The organism is Marmoricola sp. RAF53 (assembly GCF_052114005.1).
Lineage (GTDB): Bacteria > Actinomycetota > Actinomycetes > Propionibacteriales > Nocardioidaceae > Marmoricola.
The window spans coordinates 23,325-37,772 of record NZ_JBFRDX010000013.1 but is presented as its reverse complement, the minus strand read 5'-3'; the positions used below and the strand labels follow the sequence as shown (position 1 = coordinate 37,772).

Genomic DNA, 14,448 nt, shown 5'->3' with positions numbered 1-14,448 from the left:
GGCATGACCACGTTCGACACCATCACCGACCGGCTCGACCAGCTGGCGATCGAAGTCCCGTCCTGGGCGTACGGCAACTCCGGCACCCGGTTCAAGGTCTTCGGCACCCCCGGCACCCCGCGCTCGATCGAGGAGAAGATCGCCGACGCCGCGGCCGTGCACCGCTTCACCGGGCTCGCCCCCACCGTCGCGCTGCACATCCCGTGGGACGTCGTGGACGACTTCGGCGCCCTGCGCAGGTACGCCGAGGACCTCGGCGTCGGGCTCGGCACGATCAACTCCAACACCTTCCAGGACGACGCCTACAAGCTCGGCAGCCTCACCCACGCGGACCCGAAGGTGCGCGCGATGGCGGTGCAGCACAACCTGGACTGCATCGACGTCATGGACGCCACCGGTTCCCGCGACCTCAAGATCTGGCTCGCCGACGGGTCCAACTACCCGGGCCAGGCCGACATGCGGGCCCGCCAGGAGTGGCTGGCCGAGGGGCTGGCGCAGATCTACGCGCAGCTCTCCGGCGACCAGCGGCTGGTGCTGGAGTACAAGTTCTTCGAGCCGGCGTTCTACCACACCGACGTGCCCGACTGGGGCACGTCGCTGGTGCACTGCCTGGAGCTGGGGGAGCGGGCCACCGTCTGCCTCGACACCGGCCACCACGCGCCCGGCACCAACATCGAGTTCATCGTGGCCCAGCTGCTGCGGCTCGGGAAGCTCGGCTCGTTCGACTTCAACAGCCGGTTCTACGCCGACGACGACCTGATCGTCGGTGCCGCGGACCCGTTCCAGCTCTACCGGATCCTGGTCGAGGTGGTCCGCGGCGGCGGGTACGGCGACGGGAGCGAGGTCGCGCTGATGCTCGACCAGTGCCACAACATCGAGAAGAAGATCCCCGGCCAGATCCGGTCGGTGCTCAACGTCCAGGAGATGCTCGCCCGGGCGCTCCTGCTCGACACCGCCGCGCTCGACGCGGCCCGCACCGAGGGCGACGTCCTCGGTGCGAACCAGATCTTCATGGACGCGTTCTACACCGACGTACGACGCGACCTGGCCGGCTACCGCGAGGACCGCGGGCTGCCGGCCGACCCGATGGCCGCGTTCGCCGCCAGCGGTTACCAGGAGCAGATCGAGGCGGACCGCGTCGGCGGTGCGCAGGCTGGATGGAACTGACCTCATGAGCAACCCCGTCAACCCGACCGTCACCGAGCTGATCAGCCGGTCGAACCGGCTCGGCGCCGACCCGAAGAACACCAACTACGCCGGCGGCAACACCTCCGCCAAGGGCACCGGGACCGACCCCGTCACCGGCGAGGACGTCGAGCTCGTCTGGGTGAAGGGCTCCGGCGGCGACCTGGGCACGCTGAAGCCGGAGGGACTGGCCGTGCTGCGGCTGGACCGGGTGCGCGCCCTGGTGGACGTCTACCCGGGCCTGGAGCGCGAGGACGAGATGGTCGCCGCGTTCGACTACTGCCTGCACGGCAAGGGCGGCGCGGCGCCGTCGATCGACACCGCGATGCACGGGCTGGTGGACGCACCGCACGTCGACCACCTGCACCCCGACTCCGGGATCGCGATCGCCACCGCCGCCGACGGCGAGGCGCTGACCAAGGAGATCTTCGGCGAGAAGGTCGTCTGGGTGCCGTGGCGCCGGCCCGGGTTCCAGCTCGGCCTGGACATCGCCGAGATCAAGCGGCAGAACCCCCAGGCCGTCGGCTGCGTCCTCGGCGGGCACGGCATCACCGCCTGGGGGGACACCAGCGCGGAGTCCGAGCGGAACTCGCTGTGGATCATCGACACCGCGGCGGCGTACATCGCCGAGCACAGCAGGGCCGAGCCGTTCGGCCCGCCGCTGGCCGGCTACGGCGCGCTGCCCGAGGCCGAGCGCCGCGCCAAGGCGGCGGCGCTGATGCCGACGATCCGCTCGATCGCCTCGCAGGACGCCGCGTCGAACGGGCGGGCCATGGTCGGCCACTTCACCGACAGCGACGTCGTCCTGGACTTCCTGGCCGCCGCCGAGCACCCGCGGCTCGCCGCGCTCGGCACCTCCTGCCCGGACCACTTCCTGCGGACCAAGGTGAAACCGCTGGTCCTCGACCTGCCGGCGGACGCGAGCGTCGAGGAGTCGGTCGCCCGGCTCCGCGCGCTGCACCTGGCGTACCGCGAGGACTACCAGGGCTACTACGACCGCAACGCCACCGCGGACAGCGGCATTTCCTGGCCGGCCATCCGCGGCGCGGACCCGCTGATCGTGCTGGTCCCCGGCGTCGGGATGTTCTCCTTCGGCAAGGACAAGCAGACCGCCCGCGTGGCCGGTGAGTTCTACGTCAACGCGATCAACGTGATGCGCGGCGCCGAGGGGCTCTCGACGTACGCGCCCATCGACGAGGCCGAGAAGTTCCGGATCGAGTACTGGGCGCTGGAGGAGGCGAAGCTCCGGCGGATGCCGGCGCCGAAGCCGCTGGCGACCCGGATCGCGTTCGTGACCGGTGCCGCCTCCGGCATCGGCAGGGCGACCGCGCAGCGGCTCGCCGAGAACGGCGCCTGTGTGGTCATCGCCGACCTGTCGCGGGAGAAGGCGCAGCAGGCCGCCGCCGCCATCGGTCAGGAGGTGGGCGGTGGGGCCGACGTCGCCGTCGGCGTCCAGGTCGACGTCTCCGACGCCGGGGCGGTCCAGGCCGCCGTCGACGCCGCCGTGCTCGCGTTCGGCGGGGTCGACCTGGTGGTCAACAACGCCGGGCTGTCGCTCTCCCGCTCGCTGCTGGAGACCACCGAGCAGGACTGGGACCTGCAGCACGACGTGATGGCCAAGGGGTCCTTCCTGGTCGCGAAGGCGACCGCGAAGGTGATGATCGAGCAGCGGCTGGGCGGGGACATCGTCTACATCTCCAGCAAGAACTCGATCTTCGCCGGCCCGAACAACGTCGCGTACGGCGCGGCGAAGGCCGACCAGGCCCACCAGGTCCGGTTGCTCGCCGCCGAGCTCGGGGAGCACGGGATCAAGGTCAACGGCGTGAACCCCGACGGCGTCGTCCAGGGCTCCGGCATCTTCGCCAGCGGCTGGGGCGCCAACCGCGCCGCCGTCTACGGCGTCGAGGAGAAGGACCTGGGCAAGTTCTACGCGCAGCGCACCATCCTCAAGCGCGAGGTGCTGCCGGAGAACATCGCCAACGCCGTCTTCGTGCTCTGCACCTCGGACCTGAGCCACACCACCGGCCTGCACATCCCCGTGGACGCGGGCGTCGCGGCCGCGTTCCTGCGGTGACCCGGGGAGCGACCCGATGAGCCTCCCGAGGAACCGCACCGTGCAGGTGGCCGCGGTCGACCTGGGCGCCTCCAGCGGCCGGGTCGTCCTCGGCGAGGTCGGCCCCGGGGTGCTCCGCACCGAGGCCGTGGCGCGGTTCCCCAACGACCCGGTGCGGCTGCCCGACGGACTGCACTGGAACCTGGTCGAGCTGTACCACCAGGCCGTGCTCGGCCTGCGGTCCGCGCAGGCGAAGGCGACCGCCCGCGGCCAGGGATTGGCCAGCATCGGGGTGGACTCGTGGGCCGTCGACTACGGCCTCCTCGCCGGCGGCCGGCTGCTCGGGCTGCCGTACCACTACCGCGACGACCGCACCGCCGGCGGCGTCGCGACCGTGCACCAGCAGGTCGCGCACCCGGACCTCTACGCCCGCAACGGGCTGCAGCTCCTCCCGTTCAACACGCTGTACCAGCTCGCCGCCGACCCGCTCGTCGCCGCGGCCGAGACCATGCTCCTGGTGCCCGACCTGCTCGGGTACTGGCTGACCGGCGCGTCGGCCACGGAGCGCACGAACGCCTCGACGACCGGGCTCCTCGACGTGGCGACCGGTGCCTGGGACACGGAGCTGGCCGAGCGGCTCGGACTCCCGTCCCGGCTGCTCGGCACCCTGGTCGACCCGGGGACGCCGCTGGGGTACCTCCTGCCCCACGTCGCCGAGGTCGTCGGCGCCGACGGGATCCCGGTCGTCGCGGTCGGCTCGCACGACACCGCCTCCGCGGTGGTCGGCGTCCCGCTCCAGGGCGACGACGCGGCCTTCCTCTCCTGCGGCACCTGGGGACTCGTCGGCGTCGAGCTGGAGAAGCCGGTGCTCTCGACCGCGGCCCGGGTCGCGAACTTCACCAACGAGGGCGGCGTCGACGGCCGGGTCCGCTTCCTCACCAACGTGATGGGCCTCTGGCTGCTCTCGGAGTGCCTGCGCGGCTGGGACCGGTCCGGCCATCCGGAGAACCTGGAGAGCCTGCTCCGCGCCGCGGCCGCCCTGCCGCCGGCCAAGCACGTCTTCGACGTCCAGGACCCTTCGTTCGTGGCGCCGGGCGACATGCCGGCCAGGATCACCGGCTGGTACGACGACGCCGGCCTTCCGGCGCCGGCCTCCCGCCCCGCGCTGGTCCGCGCCGTCGTGGACAGCCTGGCGCAGGCGTTCGCCGACGCGGTCGAGCAGGCGGCTGCGCTCTCCGGTCGCGACGTCCGCACGATCAACCTCGTCGGCGGGGGAGCGCTCAACACCCTGCTCTGCCAGGCCGTCGCCGACCGCAGCGGCCGGGTGGTGCTCGCCGGGCCCGTCGAGGCGACGGCGCTCGGCAACGTCCTGGTCCAGGGCCGTGCGGCCGGTGCCGTCTCCGGGGACCTGGAGGCGCTGCGCCGGCTGGTGCTGCAGAGCACCGAGGTCGTGCGCTACCAGCCGCGGGACGGCAGGATGGCCGGGTGAGCGCTGCCCTCAAGGTCGCCCTGCAGGTCACCTGCATCAACGACGCGCTCTACCCGGAGGTCGGCAAGGCCACCGTGCGGCTGCTGCGCCGGCTCGGCGTCGAGGTCGAATTCCCGGCCGCGCAGACCTGCTGCGGCCAGCCGATGGTGAACACCGGCTACCTGGACGAGGCGGTGCCGGCGGTGCGCTCGTTCGTCCGCGCCTTCGAGGGGTACGACGCGATCGTGACCCCCTCGGGGTCGTGCGCCGGGTCGGCCCGGCACCAGCACGCGATCGTCGCCCGGCGGTCCGGTGACGCCGGGCTGCAGGCGGCGGTGGCGGCGGTGTCGCCGCGGACCTACGAGCTGAGCGAGTTCCTGGTCGACGTGCTCGGCGTCACCGATGTCGGCGCGTACTTCCCGCACCGGGTCACCTACCACCCGACGTGCCACTCGCTGCGCATGCTCGGCGTCGGGGACCGGCCGCTGGCGCTGCTGCGGGAGGTGCGCGGGATCGACCTGGTCGAGCTGCCGGGCGCCGAGGAGTGCTGCGGGTTCGGGGGCACCTTCGCGATGAAGAACGCCGACACCTCGATCGCGATGGGCTCGGACAAGGTCCGGCACGTCCGCGAGACCGGGGCCGAGGTGCTCTGCGCCGGCGACTCCAGCTGCCTGACCCACGTCGGCGGGCTGCTGTCCCGCCAGCGGGCCGGCGTACGGCCGCTGCACCTGGCGCAGATCCTCGCCTCGACCGAGGGGGACCTGACATGAGGAGGACAGCATGACCGGCACCTTCGTCGGGATGCCGCCGTTCCCCGACGCCGCGAAGGCCGCGCTGGCCGACACCCAGCTGCGCCGCAACCTCGGCCACGCGACCGCGACGATCCGGGCCAAGCGGGCCGCCGTCGTCGGCGAGGTCGACAACTGGGAGTCGCTCCGGCAGGCCGGGGCGGCGATCAAGGACAACACCCTCGCGCGGCTGGACGAGCACCTGCTGACGCTGGAGGAGGCGCTGACCCGCAACGGTGCGACCGTGCACTGGGCGGCGGACGCGGAGCAGGCGTGCGCGATCGTCACCCGGATCGCCCAGGCCCACCAGGCCGAGGAGGTGGTCAAGGTCAAGTCGATGGTGACCCAGGAGATCGGCCTCAACGAGCACCTCGCCGCGCACGGCATCGCCGCCTGGGAGACCGACCTGGCCGAGCTCATCGTCCAGCTCGGCGACGACCTGCCCTCGCACATCCTGGTCCCGGCCATCCACCGCAACCGGGCGGAGGTCCGGGAGATCTTCCTGCGCAGCATGGGCGCGGTGGGGCGTCCTGCCCCGGCCGACCTGACCGACGAACCGGCGGTCCTCGCGGCGGCGGCGCGCGCGCACCTGCGGGAGAAGTTCCTGCGCGCCAAGGTGGGCGTCTCCGGCGCCAACTTCGCCGTCGCCGACTCCGGGACCCTGGTGGTCGTCGAGTCCGAGGGCAACGGCCGGATGTGCCTGACCCTGCCGGAGGTGCTGGTCTCGGTGGTGGGCATCGAGAAGGTGGTTCCGACCTGGGGGGACCTGGACGTGTTCCTGCAGCTGCTGCCGCGGTCCTCGACCGGGGAGCGGATGAACCCGTACACCTCCACCTGGTCCGGGACCAGCGCGGGCGACGGGCCCCAGGAGGTGCACGTGGTGCTGCTGGACAACGGCCGCAGCCGGGTGCTGGCCGACGAGGTCGGACGCCAGGCGCTGCGCTGCATCCGCTGCTCGGCCTGCCTCAACGTCTGCCCGGTCTACGAGCGGACCGGGGGCCACGCCTACGGGTCGGTCTACCCCGGCCCGATCGGGGCGATCCTCAACCCGCTGCTCAAGGGCACCGGGACCGACGAGCAGACCGACTCGCTGCCGTACGCCTCCACTTTGTGCGGTGCCTGCTACGAGGTCTGCCCGGTCGCGATCGACATCCCCAGCGTGCTGGTCGACCTGCGCGCCCAGGTCGTCGACAGCCACCGGGCCAGGAAGTCGGGTGGACTTCCCACGCCGGAGGCGGTCGCGATGAAGGGCGCCGCCGCGGTGTTGGGGTCCGCGCGCCGCCTGGGCCTGGCCGAGCGCTTCACCCGCCTGGGTCTCGGGCTCGGACGACGGGCCGGCGCGAAGAAGTGGACCGGCGCCCGCGACCTGCCCCCGGCACCGGCCGAGTCGTTCCGGGCCTGGTGGCGTCGTACCGACGGCGGCCGGAAGGGAGCCCGGAAATGAGCCCGGAAATGAGCAGGGAAATGAGCAGGGGCGTGAGCCGCGAGACCGTGCTGGCCGCGGTCCGGGACGCTCTCCGGACCCGCCCCGAGGTGGTCGAGGTCGACCGCTCCTACCGCGAGAGCCCCGGGCCCGCCGACGTCGTCGGGCTGTTCTGCGAACGGGTCGCGGACTACCGCGCCGAGGTCCACCGCACGACGCCGGAGCAGGTGACCGCGGTCCTCGCCGGGATCCTCGGCAGCCGGTCGGTCCTCGTGCCCGAAGGCTTTCCGCACGCCCTTCCGGACGGGGTCAGCATGGTCGTCGACGCCGGCCTCCCCGCGGCCGAGCTCGACCGGGTCGCGGCCGTCGTCACCACTGCGACCGTCGGCATCGCCGAGACCGGCACCCTGGTGCTCGACCACGGCCCGGGCCAGGGCCGCCGCGCGCTCTCGCTCGTGCCCGACCTGCACGTGTGCGTCCTCGCCGCCGACCAGGTCGTCGCTGGCGTCGCGGACGCGATCGCCCGCCTCGACCCCCGCCGCCCGCAGACCTGGATCTCCGGTCCGTCGGCCACCTCCGACATCGAGCTCAGCCGGGTCGAGGGGGTGCACGGGCCTCGCACCCTGCACGTCGTCGTCCTAGAGTCGGCCCGGTGACCCCGGAGATGGAGCAGGTCCCCGAACCCGACACCGAACCCGACACCGTCCCCGCCGACCTGCGCCGTGACATCCGCCTGGTCACCTCGCTGCTCGGCGAGACCCTGGTCCGCAACGAGGGGCAGGCCCTGCTCGACCTCGTCGAGACCGTCCGCGGGCACGCGAAGCGGGACACCCTCGACGACCTGCCGAGCCTCGACCTGGGCACGGCGACCCTGCTCGCCCGGGCCTTCACCGCCTACTTCCACCTGGCCAACCTGACCGAGCAGGTGCATCGCGGGCACTCGCTGCTGGCGCAGGCCGCGCGGGACGGCAGCTGGATCGAGCAGGCGCTCGCCCGGATCGAGGCCGCCGGCACCGCGCCGGAGGTGGTCGCCGACGGCGCCGCGCACGTGACCGTCCGGCCGGTGTTCACCGCGCACCCCACCGAGGTGGCGCGCCGCTCCACGCTGGAGAAGCTGCGCCGGGTCGCGACGCTGCTGGAGGAGCCCGACTCGCCGCGCCGCACCCGGCGCCTGGCCGAGGTGGTCGACCTGCTCTGGCAGACCGACGAGATCCGGGTCGAACCGCCCGAGCCGGTCGACGAGGCCCGCAACGGGATCTACTACCTCGAAGGCCTCTCCGCCGCGGCCGTCCCGGACGTCCTGGAGGAACTCCGCGACCAGCTCGCCGGCCGCGGCATCGGCCTGCCGCTGGAGGCCCGGCCGCTGCGGTTCGGCTCCTGGATCGGCGGTGACCGCGACGGCAACCCGAACGTCACCCCCGCGGTCACCCGGGAGGTCCTCGAGCTGCAGGCCGTGCACGGCGTCCGGCTGCTGCGCACCGCCGTCGAGCACCTGCGCCGCGACCTGTCCGTCTCCGGCCGCCTCTCCGCCGCGGCGCCCGCCCTGCTGGCCCGGCTCGACGAACGCCTCGCCGTGCTCCCCGAGATCGAGCCGCGCTACCTGCGCCTCAACGCCGAGGAGCCCTACCGGCTCTACCTGACCTGCGTGGGCCTCCGGCTGCAGCTCACCGAGCGCAGGATCACCGGCGGGCGCGGCCACGAGCCCGGCCGCGACTACCGCGACGACCGCGAGCTCCTCGACGACCTGCGGCTGCTGCACGAATCGGTGCGCGCCCACCAGGGCGAGCTCGTCGCCGGCGGCGACCTGGAGCGGCTGGTCCGGACCGTCGCCGCGGGCGGGCTTACCCTGGCGACCCTGGACGTGCGCGAGCACTCCGGGAAGCACCACCACGCCGTCGGGCAGCTCCTCGACCGGCTGCGGTCCGCGCCCGACCAGGACGCCCCGTACGCCGACCTCGACCAGCCGGCCCGGACCCGGGTGCTGTCCGCGGAGCTGGCCGGCCGCCGGCCGCTGGCGCCGCGTCCGCTCCCGCTCGACGAGGACGGCGCCCGGACCGCGGCCACCTTCGACGTCATCGGCTGGGCGCTCGACACCCTCGGACCGCGCACGGTGGAGAGCTACATCGTCTCGATGACCCACCACGCCGACGACATCCTGGCCGCGGTGGTGCTGGCCCGCGAGGCCGGCCTGGTCGACCTCGCCGCCGCGGACCCTGAGAAGCAGTACGCCCGGATCGGGTTCGTGCCGCTGCTGGAGACCGTCGACGAGCTGGAGAAGGTCACCGAGATCCTCGAGGCCCTGCTCGGCGACCCGTCGTACCGGCGGGTGCTGGCGCTGCGCGGCGACGTCCAGGAGGTCATGCTCGGCTACTCCGACTCCAACAAGGCCGGCGGCATCACCACCTCGCAGTGGCAGATCCAGCGCGCGCAGCGCCGGGCCCGCGACGTGGCCCGCGCGCACGGCGTCCGGCTGGTGTTCTTCCACGGCCGCGGCGGCTCCGTGGGCCGCGGCGGCGGGCCGACGTACGACGCGATCATGGCGCTGCCGTGGGGGACTGTCGACTCCGAGCTGAAGATCACCGAGCAGGGCGAGGTCATCTCCGACAAGTACGCCCTGCCCGTGCTGGCCCGGCAGAATCTCGAGCTCTCGCTGGCCGCCACCCTGGAGGCCAGCGTGCTGCACCGGCGCGACCGGCGCACGGCCGAGCAGGCGGCCCGCTGGGACGGCGTGATGGACCTCGTCTCCGAGCACGCGCACGCGGCGTACACGGCGCTGGCCGAGCACGACGGCCTGGCCGAGTACTTCCTCGCCGCCACGCCGGTCGACCTGCTGGGGGCGCTGCACATCGGCTCCCGCCCGGCGCGGCGCCCGGACGCCGGCGGCGGCCTGGCGAACCTGCGCGCGATCCCGTGGGTCTTCGGCTGGACGCAGTCGCGGCAGATCGTGCCCGGCTGGTACGGCGTCGGCACCGGGCTCGCCGCGGCCCGGGAGCACGCCGACGGGGAGGCCGCGCTCGCCGAGATGTACGCCGGGTGGCCGTTCTTCCGGACCTTCCTCGACAACGTCGCGATGACCCTGGTCAAGACCGACCTGGAGATCTCCCGCAGCTACGTCGACGCCCTCGTCCCCGAGCACCTGCGCGGCATCCTCGACACCATCGCCACCGAGCACGCCCGCACCGTCACCGAGCTGCTCCGGGTCACCGGCGACACCAGCCTGCTCGACCGCGACCCGATCCTGCGCACCACCCTGGAGATCCGGGAGAACTACCTGGAGCCGCTGCACCACCTCCAGGTGCAGCTGCTGGCCCGGCGCCGGGCCGGCGAGGACGACCCGGAGCTGGAGCGGGCGCTGCTGCTCACCATCAACGGGATCGCCGCCGGGATGCGCAACACCGGCTGAGGCGCCGGCTGACTACGATCCTCGGGTGAGGAAGCCAGCCACGGACCCGGTGGTCGCGCGCAACCGCAAGGCGGCGCACGACTTCGAGCTGGGGGAGTCGTGGGAGGCCGGCATCGTCCTGGTCGGCCCGGAGGTGAAGGCGCTGCGCGCCGGCCGGGCGTCCCTGTCCGGCGGTTTCGTCGACGTGGAGGACGGCGAGGTCTGGCTGCACGGCGTGCACATCCCGCAGTACTCCCAGGCGCGCTGGCTCACCGAGGGGTCCAAGCGGAAGCGCAAGCTGCTGCTGCACCGCGCCCAGATCGACAAGATCGCCCGCAAGGTCGGGGAGGGCGGCATGACGGTCGTCCCGCTGACGCTCTACTTCAAGGACGGCCGCGCGAAGGTCGAGATCGCGCTCGCCCGCGGCCGGAAGTCCTGGGACAAGCGCCACGCCCTGGCCGAGCGGCAGGCCGCGCGGGAGACCGAGCAGGCGGTCAGCCGGCGGCTGAAGGGCCGGACCCGCTAGCGCTGCTTGACCGCGACCACCGGGCAGACGGACTCGAGCAGGATCTGCTGCGCGCTGCTGCCGAGGAAGAGCTTGCCGACCGCGCTGCGCCGGCGCAGGCCGATGACGATCAGGTCGGCGTCGGTCTCCTCGGCCGCCTTGAGCACCTCGTCGGCGGGGGAGTCCGCGTTGGCCGGCTGCCGGATCTCGTGCGCGACGCCGAGCGCGGCCAGCTGGTCGGCGATCGCGTCGAGGTCGGTCTGGCTGGCGAACGACGGCCCGGAGTCGTCACCGCGGTAGCCGGTGTTGACCACGACGAGGGTGGCGTCGTCGCGCTGCGCGGCGGCGGTGGCGTACTCGAACGCTGCCACACCTTCGGGGGTCGGGACGTAGCCGACGACGATGTTCATGGGTCCAGCGTGGCACTGAACGTCCCGTTGCGGCAGCCCCCGCGACGCCCGGGACGCCAGTGGGGCGGCGCTCAGACCGGGAGCCGCACCAGGAACCGGCAGCCCGGCGACTCGTTGCGCACCTGCACGACGCCGTGGTGGGCCTCGACGATTCCCTTCACGATGGCCAGCCCGAGCCCGGCCCCGGTGCCGTGCTGCTGGTCGACCTCGGGCGTCCGGGCGCTCGTCCCGCGCCAGGCGACGTCGAAGACGCGGCCCAGGTCGTCGTCCGGGATGCCGCCGCAGGCGTCGCTGACGGAGAGCTCCACGGCCTCGTCGACGACCCGGCCGGTGATCGACACGACCCCGTCGGGCGGCGTGTGCCGGATCGCGTTGGTGACCAGGTTGGCGACCACCCGGGTGAGACCGGCGGGATCGGCGGTGACCGTGGCGCCGGGTTCGACGGAGCCGCCGAGGCGGACGCCGGCGGCGCGGGCCACCGGGTCGGCGCCGGCGATGGCCTCGGAGACGATGTCCCCGAGGTCGACGTTCTGCAGCGAGACCTGGAGGACACCGGCGTGGATCCGGGAGAGCTCGAACAGGTCGTCGACCATCCGCACCATCCGGTCCACCTCCGAACGCATCTGCCGGTGGTAGCGGGCCGGGTCCTCGGCCATCCCGTCCTCGAGCGCCTCGGTCATCGCGCGCAACCCGGCCAGCGGGCTGCGCAGGTCGTGGGAGACCCAGGCGACGAGCTCGCGACGGGAGTGCTCGAGGGCCTGCTCGCGCCCGCGGGACTCCTTGAGCTTCGCGCTGGTCCGGGCCAGCTCGGTGGAGAGCGCCTGGAACTCCGCCGGCCCCGCCGGGCTGGCGGCGTACTCGCCGGTCTCGCCGAACCTGCGGGCGTCCTCGCGCAGCGTCCGGGACCCGCGGACCACGGAGGCGCCGACGACGAGGGCGAAGAAGACGGCGACCAGGCCGGCCACGAGGCAGACCAGCAGCACGACCTGGCGGTCGTGCCCGGAGAGGAACATCGCGTTCGCAGTGCCGATCACGCCGGCGACGACGCCGCCGACGGCGACCAGGGCGACCAGGGCGAGCAGCCAGCGCAGCGAGCGCCGCGCGATCAGCCGGCTCGCGACCAGGCCGACCGCTCCGGCACCGGCCGTCCAGGCAGCCGCGATCAGGACGATCTCGACCTCGTCACGCGTCACCGGGCGGCTCCGTCCCGGCGGGGTCCCACCGGTACCCGACGCCCCAGACGGTGACCAGCCGCCGCGGCGTGGTCGGGTCGTCCTCGACCTTCTCGCGGAGCCGGCGCACGTGCACGGTCACGGTGGAGTGGTCGCCGAAGGACCAGCCCCAGACCTGCTGCAGCAGCTCGTCGCGGGAGTAGGCGACCCCGGGGTGGGCGATCAGGAAGCCGAGCAGGTCGAACTCGCGTGCGGTGAGCGCGAGCGGGACCCCGCGCAGGGTGGCGGTGTGGCCGGCCGCGTCGACGACCAGGTCGCCGTCGGTGACCGGCTCGCCGCGCGGGGAGCTGCGCTCGCCGGCCCGGCGGAGCACCGAGTCGACCCGCAGGACCAGCTCGCGCGGGCTGAACGGCTTGGTGACGTAGTCGTCGGCGCCGCGCTCGAGACCGACGACGCGGTCCGCCTCGTTGCCGAGCGCGGTCAGCATGATCACCGGCACGTCGCCCTGCGCCCGCAGCCGGCGGCAGACCTCGAGGCCGTCGATGCCGGGCAGCATCAGGTCCAGCACGACCAGGTCGGCCGGGTCGGCCTGCATCGCTCGCAGCGCCGCCTCGCCGGAGTCGACGTCGGCGACGTCGTGCCCGCCGGCGCGCAGGTAGGAGACCGCCACCTCGCGCACGGTGTGGTCGTCGTCGACGACAAGAACCTTGGCCACGTCTCCACGCTAGGTGCTGGGCGCGCCCTGCGGCCACGGCCCCGGTGACGAAACCGTGACGTGTCCCCCTCGGGTCACCCGGGGGCCGGGGTGCCGTCGGGGCGGACGACCAGCCAGGTGCCGCCGTACTCGACGACGTCGTGGCAGAGGACCTGGTACTTGCCCTCGTGCGCGTAGTAGTAGAGCGGGTGGCCGGCGTAGGTGACCTGCGTCGTGCCGTCGGTGCGCGGGGTGGTGCCGAGCAGCGCCGGCCGGACCCCGGCGCGGGCCTGCGGGGTGCCGTCGGTGAGCACCGGCGGCCAGGCCCTGGCGCAGTCGTCGTAGCAGGCGGGCACGCGGCCCTCCTCGGCGTCGAAGAGGTAGATCGGCTGCCCGCCGGCGTCGTACAGCATCCGGCCGTACTTGCTGCCGGCGGCGATCACGGAGGTGCCCGCGGCCGGCGTCGGGGGCGTCGGGGACGGTGCCGCTGCTGTCGGCGTCGGGGGCGTCGGGGACGTCGAGGACTCGGCCGCCGGCCTGCTCACGGGACTGACCTCGTCGCCGCACCCGGCCGTCAGTGCGCCGAGGACCGCGAGCAGCGCCAGGAGCAGGGCGGCGGTACGCCGCACGTCAGCGGTACTCGGGGTTCTCGTGGTCGAAGCGCGCCCCCGCGTCCCAGGCGGAGCGCTGGTTGCCGTACGCCGGGATGCCGCCGGCCTGCCGGAGCATCCGGGCCAGGTGCATCAGGTTCCAGGTCATGAAGGTGGTGTTGCGGTTGGTGAAGTCGTTCTCGGGGCCGCCGCTGCCCGCGTCCAGGTACGACGGCCCGGGACCGGCCTCGCCGATCCAGCCTGCGTCGGCCTGCGGCGGGATCGTGTAGCCGAGGTGCTGCAGCGAGTAGAGGATGTTCATCGCGCAGTGCTTCACGCCGTCCTCGTTGCCGGTGATCAGGCAGCCGCCGACCCGGCCGTAGTAGGCGTACTGGCCGCGCTCGTTGAGGTCGCCGCTGCCGCCGTAGAGGCGCTCGATGACCTTCTTCGTCACGCTGCTGTTGTCGCCGAGCCAGATCGGTCCGGCGATCACCAGGATGTCGCTCTCCATGACCTGCTGGTGCACGTCCGGCCACGCGTCGGTGGCCCAGCCGTGCTCGCGCATGTCGGTGTAGACGCCGGTGGCGATGTCGAGGTCGACGGCCCGGACCACCTCGACGGTGACGCCGTGCTTCATCATGATCGCGGCGCTGACGTCGACCAGTCCCTCGGTGTGGCTGAGCGCGGGGGAGCGCTTGAGGGTGCAGTTGATGAAGGTCGCCTTGAGGTCGCTGAAGTCGTAGGTCTCGTCCATCGCTCCAGCATGGCCGCCCGGACC

The 14,448-nt window shown here is 73.3% G+C and carries 13 protein-coding genes; 8 read left to right on the top strand and 5 right to left on the bottom strand.

The window, feature by feature from the left end; translation table 11 throughout:
• Nucleotides 1–3: 3 nt before the first annotated feature.
• The 8 genes from rhaI to smpB are packed head-to-tail and all read left to right on the top strand — an operon-like array spanning nucleotide 4 to nucleotide 10,825.
• Complete coding sequence (rhaI, locus tag AB4Y76_RS12910) at nucleotides 4–1,167, top strand: L-rhamnose isomerase (RefSeq protein ID WP_441925847.1); 1,164 nt, start codon at nucleotides 4–6, stop codon at nucleotides 1,165–1,167.
• Nucleotides 1,168–1,171: 4 nt separating this feature from the next.
• Complete coding sequence (locus AB4Y76_RS12905; protein ID WP_441925845.1) at nucleotides 1,172–3,259, top strand: bifunctional aldolase/short-chain dehydrogenase; 2,088 nt, start codon at nucleotides 1,172–1,174, stop codon at nucleotides 3,257–3,259.
• Between the two features lie 16 nt (nucleotides 3,260–3,275).
• On the top strand, nucleotides 3,276–4,727 hold the full coding sequence (locus tag AB4Y76_RS12900) for a rhamnulokinase (protein WP_441925843.1): 1,452 nt from the start codon (nucleotides 3,276–3,278) through the stop codon (nucleotides 4,725–4,727).
• Nucleotides 4,724–5,476, top strand: a complete 753-nt coding sequence (locus AB4Y76_RS12895) for a (Fe-S)-binding protein (protein ID WP_441925841.1) — start codon at nucleotides 4,724–4,726, stop codon at nucleotides 5,474–5,476. Before AB4Y76_RS12900 ends, AB4Y76_RS12895 begins: the two co-directional genes overlap by 4 nt.
• A 10-nt stretch (nucleotides 5,477–5,486) precedes the next feature.
• Nucleotides 5,487–6,938 carry a lactate utilization protein B gene (locus AB4Y76_RS12890; RefSeq protein WP_441925839.1) on the top strand — a complete coding sequence of 484 codons (1,452 nt, stop codon included), beginning with the start codon at nucleotides 5,487–5,489 and terminating at the stop codon, nucleotides 6,936–6,938.
• Nucleotides 6,939–6,970: 32 nt separating this feature from the next.
• Nucleotides 6,971–7,573 (top strand): LutC/YkgG family protein, encoded by a 603-nt coding sequence (locus tag AB4Y76_RS12885; protein ID WP_441925837.1) that lies wholly within the window; start codon nucleotides 6,971–6,973, stop codon nucleotides 7,571–7,573.
• A complete protein-coding gene (ppc, locus tag AB4Y76_RS12880) occupies nucleotides 7,570–10,320 on the top strand; it encodes a phosphoenolpyruvate carboxylase (protein WP_441925835.1) in 2,751 nt (916 codons plus the stop codon). The genes AB4Y76_RS12885 and ppc overlap by 4 nt, the downstream gene beginning before the upstream one ends.
• A gap of 25 nt (nucleotides 10,321–10,345) precedes the next feature.
• On the top strand, nucleotides 10,346–10,825 hold the full coding sequence (gene smpB / locus AB4Y76_RS12875; protein WP_441925833.1) for an SsrA-binding protein SmpB: 480 nt from the start codon (nucleotides 10,346–10,348) through the stop codon (nucleotides 10,823–10,825).
• On the opposite strand, the gene AB4Y76_RS12870 is transcribed toward smpB, so the two are convergent.
• From AB4Y76_RS12870 to AB4Y76_RS12850, 5 genes are all read right to left on the bottom strand, one after another.
• The gene (locus AB4Y76_RS12870; protein WP_441925831.1) at nucleotides 10,822–11,214 is read right to left on the bottom strand and encodes a universal stress protein; all 393 of its coding nucleotides are present in this window, start codon (nucleotides 11,212–11,214) and stop codon (nucleotides 10,822–10,824) included. The genes smpB and AB4Y76_RS12870 overlap by 4 nt on opposite strands.
• Nucleotides 11,215–11,285: 71 nt before the next feature.
• Entirely contained in the window at nucleotides 11,286–12,407 is a 1,122-nt protein-coding gene (locus tag AB4Y76_RS12865; RefSeq protein WP_441925829.1) for a sensor histidine kinase, read from the bottom strand.
• Complete coding sequence (locus AB4Y76_RS12860) at nucleotides 12,397–13,101, bottom strand: response regulator transcription factor (protein ID WP_441925827.1); 705 nt, start codon at nucleotides 13,099–13,101, stop codon at nucleotides 12,397–12,399. The genes AB4Y76_RS12865 and AB4Y76_RS12860 overlap by 11 nt, the downstream gene beginning before the upstream one ends.
• A gap of 74 nt (nucleotides 13,102–13,175) precedes the next feature.
• Nucleotides 13,176–13,709: a COG4315 family predicted lipoprotein gene (locus tag AB4Y76_RS12855; protein ID WP_441925825.1), complete on the bottom strand. Its 534-nt coding sequence runs from the start codon at nucleotides 13,707–13,709 to the stop codon at nucleotides 13,176–13,178.
• 1 nt (nucleotide 13,710) lies between these two features.
• A complete protein-coding gene (locus tag AB4Y76_RS12850) occupies nucleotides 13,711–14,424 on the bottom strand; it encodes a flavodoxin family protein (protein WP_441925824.1) in 714 nt (237 codons plus the stop codon).
• Nucleotides 14,425–14,448 lie beyond the last annotated feature (24 nt).